The sequence below is a fragment of the Paraburkholderia sp. J67 genome, assembly GCF_905220265.1.
In the GTDB taxonomy this organism is placed as follows: Bacteria; Pseudomonadota; Gammaproteobacteria; order Burkholderiales; family Burkholderiaceae; genus Paraburkholderia.
Map to the genome: position 1 here is coordinate 424,301 of NZ_CAJMZK010000005.1, position 16,797 is coordinate 441,097.

The 16,797-nt window shown below is 61.3% G+C and carries 13 protein-coding genes; 8 read left to right on the forward strand and 5 right to left on the reverse strand.

Annotated elements, in window-relative coordinates; translation table 11 throughout:
* The first annotated feature begins 20 nt into the window (after window positions 1–20).
* Window positions 21–1,661: a bifunctional 3-(3-hydroxy-phenyl)propionate/3-hydroxycinnamic acid hydroxylase gene (locus U5782_RS13465; RefSeq protein WP_322044303.1), complete on the forward strand. Its 1,641-nt coding sequence runs from the start codon at window positions 21–23 to the stop codon at window positions 1,659–1,661.
* A gap of 14 nt (window positions 1,662–1,675) precedes the next feature.
* Window positions 1,676–2,743 (forward strand): alpha/beta hydrolase family protein, encoded by a 1,068-nt coding sequence (locus U5782_RS13470; RefSeq protein ID WP_322044304.1) that lies wholly within the window; start codon window positions 1,676–1,678, stop codon window positions 2,741–2,743.
* Between the two features lie 98 nt (window positions 2,744–2,841).
* Here U5782_RS13470 and U5782_RS13475 read toward each other — a convergent pair whose 3' ends face one another.
* The 5 genes from U5782_RS13475 to U5782_RS13495 form a co-directional block, all read right to left on the reverse strand.
* Complete coding sequence (locus U5782_RS13475; protein WP_322044305.1) at window positions 2,842–3,885, reverse strand: hypothetical protein; 1,044 nt, start codon at window positions 3,883–3,885, stop codon at window positions 2,842–2,844.
* Window positions 3,882–5,336, reverse strand: coding sequence for a TolC family protein (locus tag U5782_RS13480; RefSeq protein ID WP_322044306.1), 1,455 nt, complete (start codon window positions 5,334–5,336; stop codon window positions 3,882–3,884). Before U5782_RS13480 ends, U5782_RS13475 begins: the two co-directional genes overlap by 4 nt.
* 4 nt (window positions 5,337–5,340) lie before the next feature.
* Entirely contained in the window at window positions 5,341–6,519 is a 1,179-nt protein-coding gene (locus U5782_RS13485) for an HlyD family secretion protein (RefSeq protein WP_322044307.1), read from the reverse strand.
* A complete protein-coding gene (locus U5782_RS13490) occupies window positions 6,520–6,975 on the reverse strand; it encodes a DUF3302 domain-containing protein (RefSeq protein ID WP_322044308.1) in 456 nt (151 codons plus the stop codon). It lies immediately after the preceding gene.
* Window positions 6,976–7,065: 90 nt separating this feature from the next.
* Window positions 7,066–7,536: a hypothetical protein gene (locus U5782_RS13495; protein WP_322044309.1), complete on the reverse strand. Its 471-nt coding sequence runs from the start codon at window positions 7,534–7,536 to the stop codon at window positions 7,066–7,068.
* 241 nt (window positions 7,537–7,777) lie between these two features.
* Between U5782_RS13495 and U5782_RS13500 the strand changes: the two genes are divergently transcribed.
* From U5782_RS13500 to U5782_RS13525, 6 genes are all read left to right on the forward strand, one after another.
* Window positions 7,778–8,629 carry an EAL domain-containing protein gene (locus U5782_RS13500; protein WP_322044310.1) on the forward strand — a complete coding sequence of 284 codons (852 nt, stop codon included), beginning with the start codon at window positions 7,778–7,780 and terminating at the stop codon, window positions 8,627–8,629.
* 296 nt (window positions 8,630–8,925) lie between these two features.
* Window positions 8,926–9,588 carry a response regulator transcription factor gene (locus tag U5782_RS13505; protein WP_322044311.1) on the forward strand — a complete coding sequence of 221 codons (663 nt, stop codon included), beginning with the start codon at window positions 8,926–8,928 and terminating at the stop codon, window positions 9,586–9,588.
* Window positions 9,589–9,695: 107 nt separating this feature from the next.
* Window positions 9,696–12,911, forward strand: a complete 3,216-nt coding sequence (locus tag U5782_RS13510) for a hybrid sensor histidine kinase/response regulator (protein WP_322044312.1) — start codon at window positions 9,696–9,698, stop codon at window positions 12,909–12,911.
* A gap of 281 nt (window positions 12,912–13,192) precedes the next feature.
* The gene (locus U5782_RS13515; RefSeq protein WP_322044313.1) at window positions 13,193–13,699 is read left to right on the forward strand and encodes a glycine zipper family protein; all 507 of its coding nucleotides are present in this window, start codon (window positions 13,193–13,195) and stop codon (window positions 13,697–13,699) included.
* A 759-nt stretch (window positions 13,700–14,458) separates the two neighbouring features.
* Complete coding sequence (locus U5782_RS13520; protein ID WP_322044314.1) at window positions 14,459–16,123, forward strand: ABC-F family ATP-binding cassette domain-containing protein; 1,665 nt, start codon at window positions 14,459–14,461, stop codon at window positions 16,121–16,123.
* A gap of 37 nt (window positions 16,124–16,160) precedes the next feature.
* A complete protein-coding gene (locus U5782_RS13525) occupies window positions 16,161–16,694 on the forward strand; it encodes a GNAT family N-acetyltransferase (RefSeq protein ID WP_322044315.1) in 534 nt (177 codons plus the stop codon).
* Window positions 16,695–16,797 lie beyond the last annotated feature (103 nt).

A 16,797-nucleotide genomic window follows, 5' to 3' on the forward strand; every position in this document is an offset into this window, starting at 1 on the left:
GATTTCGAAGGAGACACCGAATGAACGCAGAATTGAACCGCGCCGAAGAGCGCACGACCCAGCAGTACGACGTGGCGGTGATCGGCTATGGGCCCACGGGACTCGTGGCCGCGTCGATGCTCGGGCGCGCAGGTTACCGGGTCGTGGTCATCGAGCGTTGGCCGACGCCTTACGGTCTCCCGCGCCTGACTCACATCGATGGCGAGACCGCGCGTATCGTGCAGGCCAGCAGCGACATCGAGCAAGCCTTGCGCAACGCCATGCCGGTCGACAAGTATCACTACCGCGCCGCCAGCGGCGAGCTGCTACTCGAATTGAACTGGACGGGCCGTGCTTGCGGCTATCCCGCGCATATCTCGATCTACCAGCCGGATATCGAGGACGCGATCGATGCGCGCGCAAGCAGTTATCGGAACGTGACCATCTTGCGCGGCTGGGAGGTCGAAACGCTGACCCAGACCAGCGATGGCGTGGTGTTATCGGCGCATCCGTGGCGCGGCGGTCAGGACGCACAATGGACCGAACCGCCCCGCACCTTTCACGTGCGCTACGCCATCGGCGCGGACGGCGCGAATAGCGTTGTGCGACGCACGCTCGGCATCGAGCGCAACGACTTCGGTTACAACGAGCGCTGGTTGAATCTCGACTCGGAAAATCGGGTCGATCTGGGCGAAGCCTGCGAAACGACGACCATCGTTTGCGATCCCGCACGCGCCTACATGCATATGCCCATTGGCACGAAGCGCACGCGTTTCGAACTGCGCGTGCTGCCCGGCGAAGAAACGTCCGACTGGGAGGCACAAGACGCAGGCTGGCGCTGGCTCAAGGAACGCTATGGTTACGGACCGGAGCATCTGAAAATGCTGCGCAACGTCGTCTATACGTTCCAGACGCGCATGGCGCAACGCTGGCGCGATGATCGCGTGCTGCTCGCGGGCGACGCCGCACACACGATGATGCCGTACATGGGCCAGGGCGCTTGCTCGGGCATGCGCGATGGCATCAACCTCGCATGGAAACTCGATCTGGTATTGAGCGGCCGCGCCGCGCCCGCCTTGCTCGACACCTATGAGGTCGAACGCAAACCGCACGTGAATGCGATCATGCACATGTCGCTGTTCCTCGGCCAGGTCGTCAACGAAGACGACCCGGCAAAGGTCGCCGAGCGCGACGCGGCCTTCCGCGCCGGCAAGGTGCCCCCCATGCCGCCATTCCCGAAGCTCGAGCACGGCATCGTGCATCACGAGGCTAACGGCACGCTGCTGCCCTCTACGGGCATCCCTGCACCGCAAGGGCGAGTGCGTCAGGGCGCGGCGGAAGGTCGGCTGGATGACGTGATCGGCTATGGTTTCCAGATCGTCGCGCGCGAACATCCCGCCGCTTATCTGACCGACGAGCAAAAGGCGTTCGCCGCACAGCTTGGCTGCCGTTTTGCCGTTCTGTCCGACAATCCGAATGTACGCGATGCCATCGTCGATCTCGAAGGCGATCAATCCGCCTTCATGGACTCGCATGGCCTGGCGGCGTATCTCAGCCGGCCGGATTTCATCGTATTTGGCTCGGTCGCCGACATCCGCAATATCGGCGCGCTCCTCGACGATCTGCGCGAGAAACTTCATTGGCAAGCTCAAACGCGCACGGTCGAAGCGCGCGTTTCGTGAGCGAGGACTCGAGAATGACTGAACACTCACCCTTCATGCTGGCGTTGCAAAGGGCAATGTCGATGACGCGTCTGCTCGACTGCGGCATGGACTACGCGGATGCGTCGGCGTTGCATACGCGCACGTCCGCAGGCGAGCAGTGGGACATCGTCGCGGAAGAACTGGCCGATACACAGTTCGCGCGGGCATCGCGTGCGGCCGAGGCCGGCCACCTCGTGACGGCCGCCGACGCTCAGGCAATGGGTATCGCCGGTCTGCTCTTCGCGCAGATGGCCTTCAACGAAGACGTGCCACGCAAGCGCGAACTCTATGTGCGTTTGCGCGAGGCGGCGCAAGGTCTCGCTAAATGGGCGGACAAAACGATCGAGCGTCTGGAATTGCCGTTTGCCAACGCGCATTTGATCGGCTGGCTCGTGCGGCCTGCGGGGAGGCCCGCGCGCGGCACCGTCATCGTGTTTGGCGGCCAAAGCGGCTGGGGCTTCGCCTATTGGCCGATCGCACGCGAGCTTGCGGCACGCGGCATCGCCACCGTGCTCGCCGAAGGTCCCGGTCAGGGGGAAACGCGCCTTGAACAAGGGCTCTTTGTCGACGTTGACGTCGACGCGGCTTATCGGCGATTTGTCGACTTCGTTGCCGCCGATCCGTCGCTGGGTTCGGTGGGCATCTGGGGCAACAGCATTGGCGGGTTGTGGGCGGCGTCGACGGCTGCATCGGACTCGCGTATCGCGGCCTGTTGCGTGAATGGCGCACTTGCCGCGCCGACGCTTTTGCCGTTTCGCACTTTCCAGGAGCAGGCCGCCGCGATGCTGGGCAATAAGGATGCCGATGTAATTAACGCGAATTTCGCGCGCATGAGCTTCGATGCGCAGCGCCAGCGGATCCACTGTCCGTTACTGGTGCTGCATGGTGGCGCCGATCCGCTCATCAGGATGGAAGATCAACAGCCGTTTCTCGATGCCGCAACGTCAGACGATGCGAGGCTGGAACTCTGGCCGGATGGAGAACACACGATCTACAATCATTCGGCCGCGCGAACCGCGCTTGTGTGCGACTGGTTTGTTGAACGGCTGACGGCGGCTTGACCGCGCAGACTCCACGGCGACATCGTCGTCTTCGTCCTGACGGCATGAACCCTATGGATGCATAGTGCTTTCCACACTGCTCGCCGGGTTCGCCGAGTTCACCAGCGATAGCCGATACCGGCAAGAATTACGTCGGTATCGCGGTCATAGCGGGTCACTACGCGGTTCCACTCGAGCCGTGCGTCCCAGTGCGGGCCAAAGCGGTATGACCCGGCGATCGTGACCAGACCCGAGAATTTCCCGGCGCCCGGCCCTGGCGACTCGCTGTTCTCGTTTTCGTTGATTGCATAGTACGCTCCTGCGCCAACACCGAGCGTGATCTTGTCGTCGATGAATGCTCGCGTGAGCCAAAGCTGACTTGTCAAGCCGTCGCGGCGAGCCGTTTTGCTGCTGCCCTCGTGGAGATAGCCAACCGTCCAGTCCAGATACTGGGCGAGACCCCGGCGGTACTCGATAGCGCCGGCAAATGCATCGGGAGAACTGGTCGAGTTCACGATCGTCTTGCCGGCATACAAGGTGACCTCGTTATGGGTCACCTTGCTGGACGAACCCGCAGCCCATGAGCGCGGCCCGGGTGAATCGGGTGCGTCCAGTTGATAGCCCACGCCCAGCATAATGCCTGTGGAATCAGGTCCGCGCTGCACGTGGACCCGATCGAGTTGCAACTGGGTAACCCAGCGGCTGGACGCATACCAGGAGGCGCGCACACTGTACACGATGCCCCAGCCATGAACGTCTGAGTAGCTGCCCCCTTGCTGGGCCGTGGTTGTGTCGTAATAGCGATAGGGTCCGAGGCCCGCCTGCAGGATGAACTGAGGACTTCCTACCGGCACGCGCGCCCAGAACTGGACCAGTTGACCGTCGCGATGATGATCGGGAATATGTCCTTCGTTGAGCCACGTGAAGCTGGCGGCGAAATTCTGGCCCAACCCTTCCTGATAGTTAAAGGCCCAGGTGTAGGTATTGATGTCGCTTGCTCGCGAGCCGCCACCGAACAGCGAGAATTCCTGCGCTTGCGCCTGCGGTGCAAAACCGAAACACAGAAAGACCAGCACGCACCAACGCTTGAAGGGCGCCATAGCGCCAGCATTCAGCGTCCCCTGCGTGGCGTTTGCATCGTACCCGCCTGAACCTGTCGTCACGGTCTACTCCCCCTGGCTGCGATCGGGAAAGCGGCTGGCGTAGCGCCATCCGGGTTCGTACCGGCAACCGCCGCACGTTGCCAGTCGCCGCCCAACGCGAGCAGCAAATCGACCCGTTGACCGAGCTGGTCGCTGCGTACGCCGACAAGATCCATCTGCGCCGCCAACAAGGCTTGCTGGTCCTTCAGCACCTGACGTGCGTCGGTCGAGCCGATTTTCGCACGTGTCTCCTCCTGACGCGCCAGAACGCGGCATTCCTGCACACGTGCCTGCAATTGTGCGACCCGCGCAGAGAAACTCGCTTCGGACTGCAGGCCGGCTTCAACTTCGCTCAGCGCCTCCAGCGCACTGTTGTCATAGGCGACGATCACCGCCTTCTGCTCCTCGGTGTAGTAATCGGCCTGGGCCTTGAGCTTGCCTCCCGTGAAAATGGGCGCAATGACCGACGCATTGACACCTGCGATTGGACTCCTGGAATCAACGAGGGACAACACGTTGCTGCGGATGCCGGTCACCGCCGCGTCGATCGAAATCGTGGGCAAGCGTGCAGCCTGAGCCGCCTGACGTTGATCGAACGCTGCCGCCACGCGCTCGTACGCGGCGATCATGTCGGGCCTGCGCTCGATGAGATTGGCGGGCAATCCCGCGGGAGGCGCCGGCGGCAACGCTGGCAATGCGGCATCGGCCTGCGTCTCCCCGGCCGGATAGCGGCCCAGCAGCAATTCCAGCGCTTGCGCAGCGCGGTTTTTGGCGAGCGTAGCCTTGGCCAGCGCATCCTGATTCTCGCGCAACGTATTGCGCGCCTCCTCGACCTCGGTTTGCGGCGCCGCGCCGATCGCGACCCGGCGATCTTCGATTTTGACGAGCTGTACCTGAGCACTGACAATCTGCTCAAGCGCGCCCTCGACCTGCGTGCATGTGATCAGCGCAAACCAGGCTTTGGCCACGGTGGCGGCAATCACGCGTTGCGCCCATACATAGTCGGCCTGGGACGCGATATGTTGAGAGCGGGCCGCGCGTGCCTGGGCGCGTATACGACCCCATAGGTCCAGTTCCCAGCTCGCGCCAACCGAGAGGATCTGCGACTCGGCCTGGCCACCGCGTCCTTTGGCGCCAGCACTGGGCAGCAACGCACTACCCTGCACGGCGACCAGGGCTTGTGCCTGCTGCACGCGAATGGCGGCGATCGCCAGATCGCCGTTGTGGGTCATGGCCTCGCGCACCAGCCGGTTCAATTCGGCGTCGCCAAAACCGGCAAGCCAGTCATCGGCGGGGTCACCTGCCACGGCCGGATTGGCCCATTGCCGATGCTCGCCCTGCGTGCCCATCGCATGAAGCGCGAGATCCGGCGCCGTGGGTGGATTGCCAAGCGAGCAGGCCGTTAGCAGTCCAACAGGAATCAGGCTCAATAGCATCAGCGCTTTATTTCGATTCGATAGCATCACGCCCATTCCTTTAATGCAGCTTCACAACGAGATAGTTCAATCTCGAGCTGACACGCACGAACACCATCCGGATAATCTGGATCGCCTCGACGTGGTCGGTATAAATGGCGCCCGCACCAATCGCACCGACCGGCAGTCTGCGGCCCTGTGATTCACCGCTCAAGCTCAGCTTGACCGCGAATCGATTGGGACTCGCGGCAGTAGCGCCCGTATTCGGCAACATGCCGCCTTGAGCGAACTGGCCTTGCGACTGGGCCCAGACGATGGAGTCCACCCTGGCTTCGAGGATCGTTCCGGGACTCGTCGGCAGATACACCTCGGCCGGATCGCCCTCGCGCACATTGAACAACTCGTTCTGATCGTAGAAAGCGACCAGTTCCTCGTCGTCCTCGACGAAGCTGAATGCCGGTGTCAGCGGCAGCGGAACCAGCATCGTCCCGACACGAACCTGCAGATTCACGACCTGCCCATCGGCAGGTGCGCGATAGACCGTCTGGGCAAGTTGCCATCTGGCGTTATCGAGCATGCTCAGGGTTTCGGCGCGACGCGCGCGCGCCGCCGCAATGGCCGCGAATTCGCCCTGGCTCGTCGCCGAAAGTTTGGCCTTTGTCCCGGCCTCCTCGGCGTTCGCGCTGATCCACTCTCCTTCTAGTTCGTGCTGACGCGCTTCGGCGTCGTCGCGATCGAATTTCGAGCCTGCGCCCGCCGCAAAGAGCGCGTCCTGCTCAATCCGCCTTTGACGCGCGAGCGCGAGGGACGCGGCCACGGTGCTGACCTTGCCGGCCTGGCGGCGCGCCGCATCTTCAAGCTGACGAGCCGACGCTTCGGCCTCGGCGACGGCGGCGTCGTCTGCGTGCAACCGCGCTTCGAGTTGCTCCACCGCCAGTTCATAAGGCGCAGGATCGATACGCAGCAAAATATCGCCCTTCCTGTAATGCCGGTTGCCTTCCACTGGAATTTCGACAATACGACCTTTCACCTGAGGCACGACCTGTAGCACCTTGCCCATCACCCGCACTTCGTGCGTGGACGGCGCCACGACATTAAGCGTCAGCACGAGCGATGTCAGCGCGACGATCGGAATCGTGAACGCGATCACCATACTGACGACGTTCCACGGCAACCATTTGAACTTGAAAAAAATCAGCCAGACGCACAATGCGTAAAGACCCAGAATCAGGATTTCCATTTAGACCACTTCCTTCCCGTTAGCCACGAGACGGGTTGCGTCAACCGCGAGATGAGGTGCAACGGATGTATCGTGATCATCTGGCGCAACCTTGTCCGTACCATAGGCAGCCCGGTAGAACACGGGCTTGGTGTGCGCCCACAGCCATGCCAGCGGCCAAAGAAGTCCGCCAAAAAACAGGGAGAGCAGGCACAGCGCGTGAATGGCCTCTTTTTGCGGATGCTGCTTCTTTCTGGCGACTTTCTCCGGCAGGATGTGCAGCATCCAGAAAACATAGATGCCCGCAACAGGCACGACGGCGAGGACAATCCAGGAAAGAAAATCGGCCGCGTGCTCCAGGGAAGTACGCTCGATTGCAGCGAAAGCCGGCGTGCCGGTTCCAAGCAGGACTGCGCCGATCAGTAGATAGCGCCGTGATTTGACCAGTGCGGTCGTACTGGGTCGATAACAATTCATATAATCAGTTCACGAAGGAGAACGCGATGCGCGGGCGGCACATCGCATGGGTCAGGATGGCGGTAACGAAGCGCCGGCAGCTTGCCAGCGCTACAGTCGCGGTGAAGGCATTTCGAACAAGTGCGGCCAGCCATAATCCAGTACACCTGAGCAACCTGGGCTGGATATCGCACCCGTGAAAATCGTCATGGGAACAGGCTCGTTTACGCATGACACACGCGTCATCACGCCCGCGCTCTCAAACCGGTTCAATGCGCCGTCGAGATTGCTGGCAGCGCCTGTATGCTGCGTCGCCGAAGCGATCGTGTCGGGATGACGTCTGGCTGGCGCGGTGTCGTGGGTCCTGGCCGCGTAAAGCAGATCGTAGGGGTTAAGCGGTTCGTCCGCGTAGTCTGTCGAGCGCGTTGCGACTTCCATCCAGAATCCGAATCCATACCCTGCACCCGGTGAAATACGTGCCCAACCGTTTTCGGAGATGGCCTGTGCTTGTGCCTGGCCGGCGCCCGCCATCACGGCAATCAGTGCCAGTTTGCGTGCTGTGCTTCGATAGTTCCCATTCATTCGTGCAGATCCCTTCCAATAAGCCGCACGCCGCGGTGAGCGATATGCATGCTTCAAGCGTTTCGGCGGACAGGGAAATTTACGCAGGGAGAAACCCGCTCGCTATCACAGGAATCAGAAAGCGCGATCCAGAATCAAGCCAGTTCACGAGCCGTATGGGTATTTCTAATTTATGTGATAGCACCCACGCAGCGCGCGCAATATCCTCGAATAACAATGGATTCCAGATAGGGGACGGGGCATGATCGATGGCCAATGGCGCGGCAGAATGAACGATTCGCAATCGCGCACGGTCCCGATCGCTCTGGACCTTCCGCCACGCGACGAACGCGCAGAGTGCGAGCCGCTGAAACTAACCTATCAGCCGATTGTCTGTGCACGCTCTGGTGCAACAAAAGGCGCAGAGGCGATCGCGCAGTGGCACGCGGGGCACGATGCACCGTCAGGGACCGCCAATAACGCACCACCAACGCAGCAGTCAGGTTTCACGGCTCACGAATTCGAACAGATTCTGGATAAAGGCTGTGCGGAGTTGTCTCGTTGGCGGCTATGCACGCCGGGACCAGTTGCGTTGTCGATCGACATTTCGTTAGAACATATTCTCGGCGGCGATTTGGGTGCAATAGCCACCCGCTGCATTCGCCGGCATGCCATCCGTGCGGAAAACCTGAAATTCGAAATCACCGAGCCGCGTCATCAGGATATGACACCGACGCTCATCGGACGACTCGCGGATCTGCGTCGCCTGGGTATTGCCATCGTCCTCGACGATTTCGGCATCACGCCATCGTCCCTGTCGAGCCTGATCACATTGCCGGTTAGCGGGCTCAAATTCGGACGCCGCTTTACGAAAGACCTCCCCGGCAATGAAACGTCTGCGGCGATTGTGGCAAGTGTGGTGAATCTCGCCCGTGATTTCGGTATCTCCGTGAGCATCGATGGCGTCGAGACGGATGACCAGCTTTCGTGGCTTCGACGGTTCGACAATCTCGACGTGCAAGGCACGCTAATTTCAACGCCGCTGAGCGCCGAGAGCCTTTTTTATCGGCTCCTGCGTACGCCCGATGGACAGGTCTTTACACCAGCGGCGTGACGCTCGCATGGCGTCCAATAATCGGACGATTCATTGCCGATATTTCGCTCCGATTTCGCTTTGCGACCCTAAATAATAAAGTGTTTGAAAACGCGGGAAAAAGTAAAGCTCGGGTAAACTCCATGTCTCAAAAATTTTTGCACCCGGGATGGCGATCGTCGATCGTCGTCTGGCTTGTGGGCATCAACCCCATAATCTGCCCGGCATCCCCTCGCTTTGATCTCGATTTTTTCCACGTTCCGTGCGACCCGGCAGTCTTACGTGCCGCTTAGTCTGCTTATAGGGAAAGCGCGCCAATGACGCATGCTCCACTTCCCCCAAATCTGACCCTCGCGATAGCGGACGATCATCCGATGATCCGGCTCGCGATCAAGGACGTTCTGCTCCCCCTGCGCGCTCAAGAGGTGGTGATGTGCCAGTCCGGCAAGGAACTGCTGGATGCGCTGGAGTGTCGCCGTTTCGACCTCGTCGTCACCGACTTCGCAATGGAGCGCGAGCAAGGCAGCGAGGACGGCCTGCGTCTGATCCAGCGAATCCGAAGCCGCTTTCCTGAAACGCCGGTCGTCGTGTTCACCATGCTGACGAATCCCGGCCTGCTGTCCTGTATTCAGGCCGAGGGCGTGGCGGCAATCGTTGGGAAAACTGAAGATCCTGAAGTGCTGAGACGTACTTGTCTCGACGTCATTTCGGGTCTCAAGGTCGGGCATCTTTCGGCGGCTATCGCGGGCAGGATCGCCAATGCGGGCGGACGTGCCGACGCCCGCACAAGTCAGCTTTCGCCAAAGGAAATCGAGGTCGTGCGCCTGTTCGCGAGTGGCGATTCGCTGACAAAAATCGCCGCCGGCTTTCATCGCTCACTCGCGACCATCGCGGCGCAAAAGCGCTCTGCGATGGAAAAGCTGAATATCGCCAACAATGCGGACCTGATCGCCTACGCCCGCGACAACGGCCTTGCATGAAGAAACGAGCCAATGTGCGATACAACGATTCTCCGCTACGCGATTTCGATTCGATAGAAAAGAGTCTGCAGCGGGAGCGGCGCGTCTTTTCTTCTGTCGTACTCTTGTTGGCATTCGTCACGCTCGCAGTTGCAGCCGTGATTGTGCTGGTGCGCCTGAACGACTCGCTGCGCGCCGAGGAGCAACTCGCGCGCCTTTATCAACAGTCGGTTGACGATACGATACTCGAGAGCCGCAGCGCGCTGACGGCTTCGAATCTCATCGTGGGCTTGCGGGCCAGCGATCCAGCCCATGCCGATGATGGCGAGTCCGACGATGGCCGTTGCCAGCGCGTGCAGGCCAGCGGTTCGGGCAACGCAATCGTGCAACGAAGCTGCAACGAAGCTGTCCAGGTTCTGATCGCGGCGGGCCAGACGCCGTCGATCGAGGTCATCGCCGTGGCCGACGGCACGGCGTATCGCTATATCGATCCACTCTCGGCTGCGTCCACCGATGCGTTGCCCGCCCAGTCCCTGCCCGCGCCGAAAATTATCGACGCCGTGCTAAGCCAATATCGGGCAGAAGGTCTCGCCCCACTCGAAGCCGCGCGGGAGAAACGCGTCGTGTGGCTGACGATGCCGTCCGCGGTGAAGGATGAGAATCCGGAGATCGTCGGCGCTTCGCTCATTGCAAAAGATAACCAGATCTACGCGATCGCACTCACGCGCATTGCGTTGAACACCCTTCTCCATCGCGCAAGGCACGGACTTTCCATGCCGAACGCGATTTTCTTCGACAGTTTCGACAGACCGCGCGCGGCGACGAATAATCTCGTCGATATCGAACCAATCGACGGCAGCATTCGATCCCGTCAGGCAGGGGTGTTTCATTTCGTGCCGGGCTATGGCTGGGCCATGCGCTCCACACCGCTCGCCGCCGGTTTCGGCCGCCTCGTTTTCGTGCTCCCGCACGGCCAGCAGTTGCATCGAATGGCAGGCGAATTGCTGTTCGTCTGCACCATCGCCACGGCTATCCTCGTGCTGCTGTTCGCCATGTACCGTCACTGGAACTATCGCTTCCTCGTCATGACCTACGAGGAGGCCGCGCGCGCCGTCGAGAGTGAAATGCTCAATCACCTCCTCGTGCATGCCACACCAGTGGGCCTGTGTATCGTGCATCGGGAGACGCTCGAGATCAGCGTGTCGAACCAGATCACCCGCGACGTGCTGGGCTTGGGTCCGCATGAAACGGCGCTGCCGCAGACGCTGCGCGCGGTCTTCGAGGCGCATCTCGGCAAGCAGGACGCAAGCCCCGATTCAAGTGGACTGTTTCGGGTTCCGCTTACCCTGAACCGCGACGCAGGCAGCCCCGTGCATCTGGAGATTACCTATGCAAAAGCACAGGTGAGGCACGAGGCCGTGCTGTTCTGCGCCATTGTGGACGTCACCGAGCACCACCACTCGAATCAGTTGCTCAGGCAAGCCAAACTCGCGAGCGACGCGGCATCGAAGGCAAAATTGTCTTTCTTCGCCTCCATGAGCCATGAAATTCGCACGCCGCTGTCTTCCCTGGTTGGCAACATCGAACTCGTTTCGATGGGGCCGTTGCAAGCCGAGCAGCGCGAACGCGTGCGTGCCATGCAGGTCTCGGCCGAAGGCCTTTTGCAGGTGGTCAACGACGTGCTCGACTTCTCCAGGATCGACGTCGGCGCATTGAGTATCGTGGAAGCCCCTGGATCGCTGATCGAACTCCTCGAGCGCATTGCGTCGTCGCACGCCCGCGAAGCCAGCAAACGCGGGCTCGATCTGCATGCCGTTTTCGATCGGCGCATCCCTGATGAACTCTCATTCGATCCTGTTCGCGTTGCACAGATCGTCAATAACCTGCTGAACAACGCTCTAAAGTTCACCCATTCCGGCAAGATCGTATTGCGCGCGCACTGGCGCGCTCAGGGCATCGAGATCGAAGTGTCCGATACCGGCATTGGCATATCTCACGACCAGCAGCAGGGTCTTTTCCGGCCGTTTTCCCAGGCAGGCTCGAATCGGTTCGCCCACGCACGCGGGACGGGTCTCGGACTGTCGATCTGCGCAAAGCTGTGCGAACTCATGGGAGGACGCATCACGCTCGACAGCGCGCCCGATAGGGGCACACGTGTGAGCGCCCATCTGCCGCTCAAGCCAACGAAACCCGCAAGCGAGACCGGCACTCCGTGCCACCTGCCGCCTGGGCGTATCGCCATACTGTTTCGGGATCCAGAACATTATGAAGCGTTGTTGCAGCTATTCGACTGGAGCACAGGTGCGCCTGTCGCGCTATCGGATCTGAATGTGCCCGCCGGAGACGACACATACGATTGTCTGGTCGTGACCGAGGAATTCGATGCATCGGCAGTGGCCGCGTGGTCCACGAGGCCGGCGTCGGTGGTCTGGATCAGACAGCAAGGCCCACTCCTCGCCGCCCCGCGCGCGGATGGCGGCCAGGAGGTCTCGAGGTACAGTCGCGCAGGCATCCAGACTGCGCTCACAACCGTGCTATATGGCGCGGCGCGGCACGGGAGCAATATCGGCGCGCCGTCGCACCACGATGCCAGCCACGCCGCACAGCGGCCGCTTGCAGGCCTGCGCGTGCTGATCGCCGAAGACAACCCGTTGAACCGCAACCTGCTGCGCGATCAGCTATCTGTTCTCGGAGCGCACGTGTGCGAAACCGGTAACGGCTACGAAGCGCTCGCCAAACTGGGGGAAGAAACTGTCGATGTCGTGCTGACCGATATCGACATGCCCGAGATGAATGGATTCGACTTGCTCGACGCGATTCGCAGTCGCGGGCTGCAGACGCCCGTCTATGCGGTGAGTGCGAGCACACGCCCCGAAGATGTCGCCAAAGGACGGGCATGCGGCTTCGCGGATTACTTCACCAAGCCCGTTGCGCTGGCCATCCTGGCGCGTGAATTGGGCGCAGGCAGTGGCACACAGTCGCCCAGTTTTCTTGCCGAATCGGACACGCAGGAGATCCCCGATATTCCGCATCTGCCGCCCGGGTATGCCGACGCTTTTCTCGGTCAAACCGAAGCCGATATTCGGGCTTATGGCGCCGCACTCGCCACTCATGATATCGACCGCCTCGAACGATTGCTGCATCGAATTGCAGGAACGCTAGCCGTTGTCGAATCTTCCGGGCTGCTGTCCTTGTGCCAGGACTTGCGCGACGAGCTCAGGGACAATGGACGCTGGCACGAGGAAATCGAAGCGCAGTCGGCATTCATCCTGCAAGCGCTCGCTGAAATGTGCGAGCGTGCGAGGGCAAACTCGACACTCCCCAACACCGGCCCCACCTCTTGAAGCAGACAGCGGGACTGGCTGCCAGGCGATCACCGCCCATCATCTCTCTTTCTAAGTTCTACGATTGCCGGCGCTTTACGCAAGCCGCAATATGATCCTGACAGCTGCAGCGATCAATCAGCAGTTCTGTCTAGTCACGCATGTGAACTCCCGTTTGCGCCCGCCTGCGTGCGGGCGCTTTTTTTCGGGTCATCGAGGAAACGACGTTGCGTCTGAACACGATGCACGTTCGCACAAGCACGACCTGATTGCTTACGCTGACCCACCTGACCGGATAGAGAATGAACACCCGTCCACGCCTTCTGCGTTTTTTGCGCTTCTCACTGACACTTGCCACAGTCGCATCGATCTGCTTCGCGCAGAGTGCACCTGCACAGGTTATTGACTCGCGGCCCACGATCTATCCAGCACGTGGGCAAACACCCTACCAGCAATCCAACGACGACGCAGCGTGTTACGGCTGGGCCAAAGGGCAAACCGGCTTCGATCCGGCATGGCCGGCCACGGTGCCGGCACCCGTTGTCGTGCCAGGCGGACAACGCGTCGTAGGGGCTGCGCGCGGCGCGGCGGCGGGTGCCGTGGTCGGCGCGATCGCGGGCAACGCGGGCAAAGGCGCGGCGGCTGGCGCGGCGATCGGAACGATGGCCGGAGGCATGGAGCGCCGTCAGGAACGGCGCGCGATAGGCGCCTATGACGCACAAGTGCAAGTGAACAACGAAGCCGGTCTGTCTGCTTACTGGCGCGCGTGGCGGGCCTGCATGGCGGGCCGCGGCTACACGGTCGACTAGATCGCGCCACGCTGTGCACAACCCAATGACGAAGAGGCCGGCAACACGGCATTGCCTGCACCGTCGGTCTCTCCAGTTCATCTCTCGCCTCGACATTTCTGCGGCCTGACAATTCACGCCATCGTCGCGCCTGAACTCAATGAAGATCTGTATTCTTGCTTCCTTAGCAGTGCTGGTGTTCGCCGGTTGTACGACGGCATCCGGCCCGGCACGCAATGTGGAATCCGTCCAGCTGGCCCATGACGTCGAAGGTTGGGGCGTTCATTGCCACGGTCTGCTCCAAAGCAGCAAAACCTGCTTCAGGGCGGCCAGCAAGGTTTGCGCAAATCAACCCGTGCAAGTGATCTACGCATACGACCGGCTCGAAAGCGGCTTGGGCCCGAAGGCCGATGCACGCGATCTTGTTTTCACGTGTGGCACACCGGCCCAGTCGGAGGATAGGCCACATGCCGCCGCCTCCCCCCCTTCCACCGCCTCCTCCCAACGAGGATAGGTCGCGAGGCCCGATCAGCGGCTATAGCCGACGGCATGCTCACCGGGCACACGATGAGCGCGCCCGCACGTATCCGAGGCCGACTAGCCTCATGGCGCGAATTCGACAAAAAGTCCCATATTACTGGGGTCGAGAGGGACTTTTTGTCACCACCGAGGGTAATATCAACGCTTGTCCCGCAGATCGAAAACGCAAGCGGCTCAGAAAAGAGACCGCCCTGCACGCCCGGTCGGCTATCATGCGAATCCTCTCCGAAGTAGCCCCTTATGATTTCCGTCCGTAATGTCACGCTGCGCCGCGGCGTCAATGTCGTGCTCGATCGCGCGTCCGTCACCTTCACCCCTGGCGAAAAAATCGGTCTTGTCGGCCGCAATGGCGCCGGAAAGTCGTCCTTCTTCGGCCTTCTCAACGGCAAATTGCACGAAGATAGCGGCGAGTTCTCGATTCCGCCTACATGGAAAATGGGCCAGGTCGCCCAGGACATGCCGGAGACCGAGCAGGGCGCGACAGACTTCGTCGTCGAAGGTGACACCGTGCTGCTCGACGCGCAGGCCGAAGTCGCGGCCGCCGAGGCCAGCGACGACGGCATGCGCATGGCGCACGCCTACATGGCCCTGCACGACGCCGGAGCACACGATGCCGCCGCGCGCGCCCAGGCGCTGATTCTGGGGCTTGGCTTTACGGCCGCGCAGCTCGATCAGCCCGTCAACAGTTTCTCCGGCGGCTGGCGCATGCGGCTGCAACTGGCGCGCGCGCTGATGTGCCCGTCCGACCTGCTGCTGCTCGACGAGCCCACCAATCACCTGGACCTGGACGCGCTGGTCTGGCTGGAAGCCTGGCTCAAGCGCTATCAAGGCACGCTGGTCGTGATCAGCCACGACCGCGAATTCCTCGACGCGGTGACGCAGGTGACGGTGCACGTCGACAACGCCAAGCTTGTGCGCTACGGCGGCAACTACAGCAAGTTCGAGGACATGCGTGCCGAACAGCTTGTGTTGCAGCAAGCCGCGGTGGCAAGGCAAGCGGACAAGATCGCCCACCTGCAGAAGTTCATCGACCGTTTCAAGGCCAAGGCCTCGAAGGCGAAACAGGCGCAGAGCCGGGTCAAGGCACTCGAGCGCATGGAAAAGATCGCGCCGGTGCTGGCGGAGGCGGAGTTCAACTTCGAGTTCAAGGAGCCGCTCAACGTCCCGAACCCGCTGCTGTCGATGCTGGACGCGAGCTTCGGCTACCCCGCGCCAGACGACGCACTACCGGACACGCCGCCCACGGTCATCGTGCGCGGCATCAACCGTTCGGTGCTGGCCGGGCAGCGCATCGGCATTCTCGGCGCCAACGGCCAGGGCAAGTCCACGCTGGTGAAGACGATCGCGCACTCGCTGGCGCCAATTGCGGGCGAAATCAGCGAAGGCAAGGGTCTGAACATCGGCTACTTCGCCCAGCAGGAGCTCGACGTGCTGCGCCCGCAAGACACGCCGATGGAGCACATGATCCGCCTTGCGAGGGACACGCCCGCGCACATGCGCGCGCCCGGCCAGAGTGGCACCGAACAATCGCTTCGCACCTTCCTCGGCACCTTCAATTTCAGTGGCGACACGGTCCACCAGAAAGTCAGCACGATGAGCGGCGGCGAAAAGGCGCGACTCGTGTTGTGCATGATCGTGTGGCAGCGCCCCAACCTGCTGCTGCTCGACGAGCCGACCAATCACCTCGACCTGGCCACGCGCGAGGCGCTAGCCATGGCGCTCAACGAATTCGAAGGCACCGTGATGCTGGTCAGTCACGACCGCGCCCTGCTGCGCGCCGTATGCGACGAGTTCTGGCTGGTCACCAAGGGCGGCGTCGAGCCCTTCGACGGCGATCTGGACGATTATCAGCAATTCCTGCGCGACGAAGCCCGTCGCATGCGCGAGCAGGCCGGCGCAGAGTAGAGCACACAATCGAAAATCGCTTCCTGGTCGAATGCCCATGCCCGAACTCATCATCGAAACAACACGCCTGCTGATGCGCCCGCCGCAAATGGAGGACTTCGAAGACCTGTACGAAATGTGGTCGGATCCCGAAGTCGTCCATCACGTGACCGGCTCCCCGCTTACGCGTGAAGACGTCTGGGCGCGATTGCTCCGCAGTGTCGGCCATTGGGCGGCTATGGGCTTTGGGCATTGGGTGGTGACTGACAAGGCCAACGGATCATTCGTCGGAGAAGTCGGCTTTGTGAACTACAGGCGGGGCATCAGCGCTGATTTCGACCGTGCCCCGGAGATCGGCTGGATGTTGGCGCGACGGGCGCATCGCCAGGGCTTCGCATCGGAGGCGGTCGAAGCGGCGCTGCATTGGGCCGAGGGTCGCTGGCCCGGAAGCGAGACCGTTTGCATCATCTCGCCCAGCAACGTCGACTCGCTGCGACTAGGGGATAAATTCGGGTATCGCGTGTATCACGAGGGCATTTACAAACAGAAACCGATATTGATCTGCCGACGTGCAACGACACATCACGAATAGCGAGCGATGCGCGGGTGATTGTGGTCGGCAAAGCTAAAAAAACCAGGATGCGAAGCATCCTGGTTTTTTTTGACACACAGGCGTAGAGGAACAGGCGACCTAT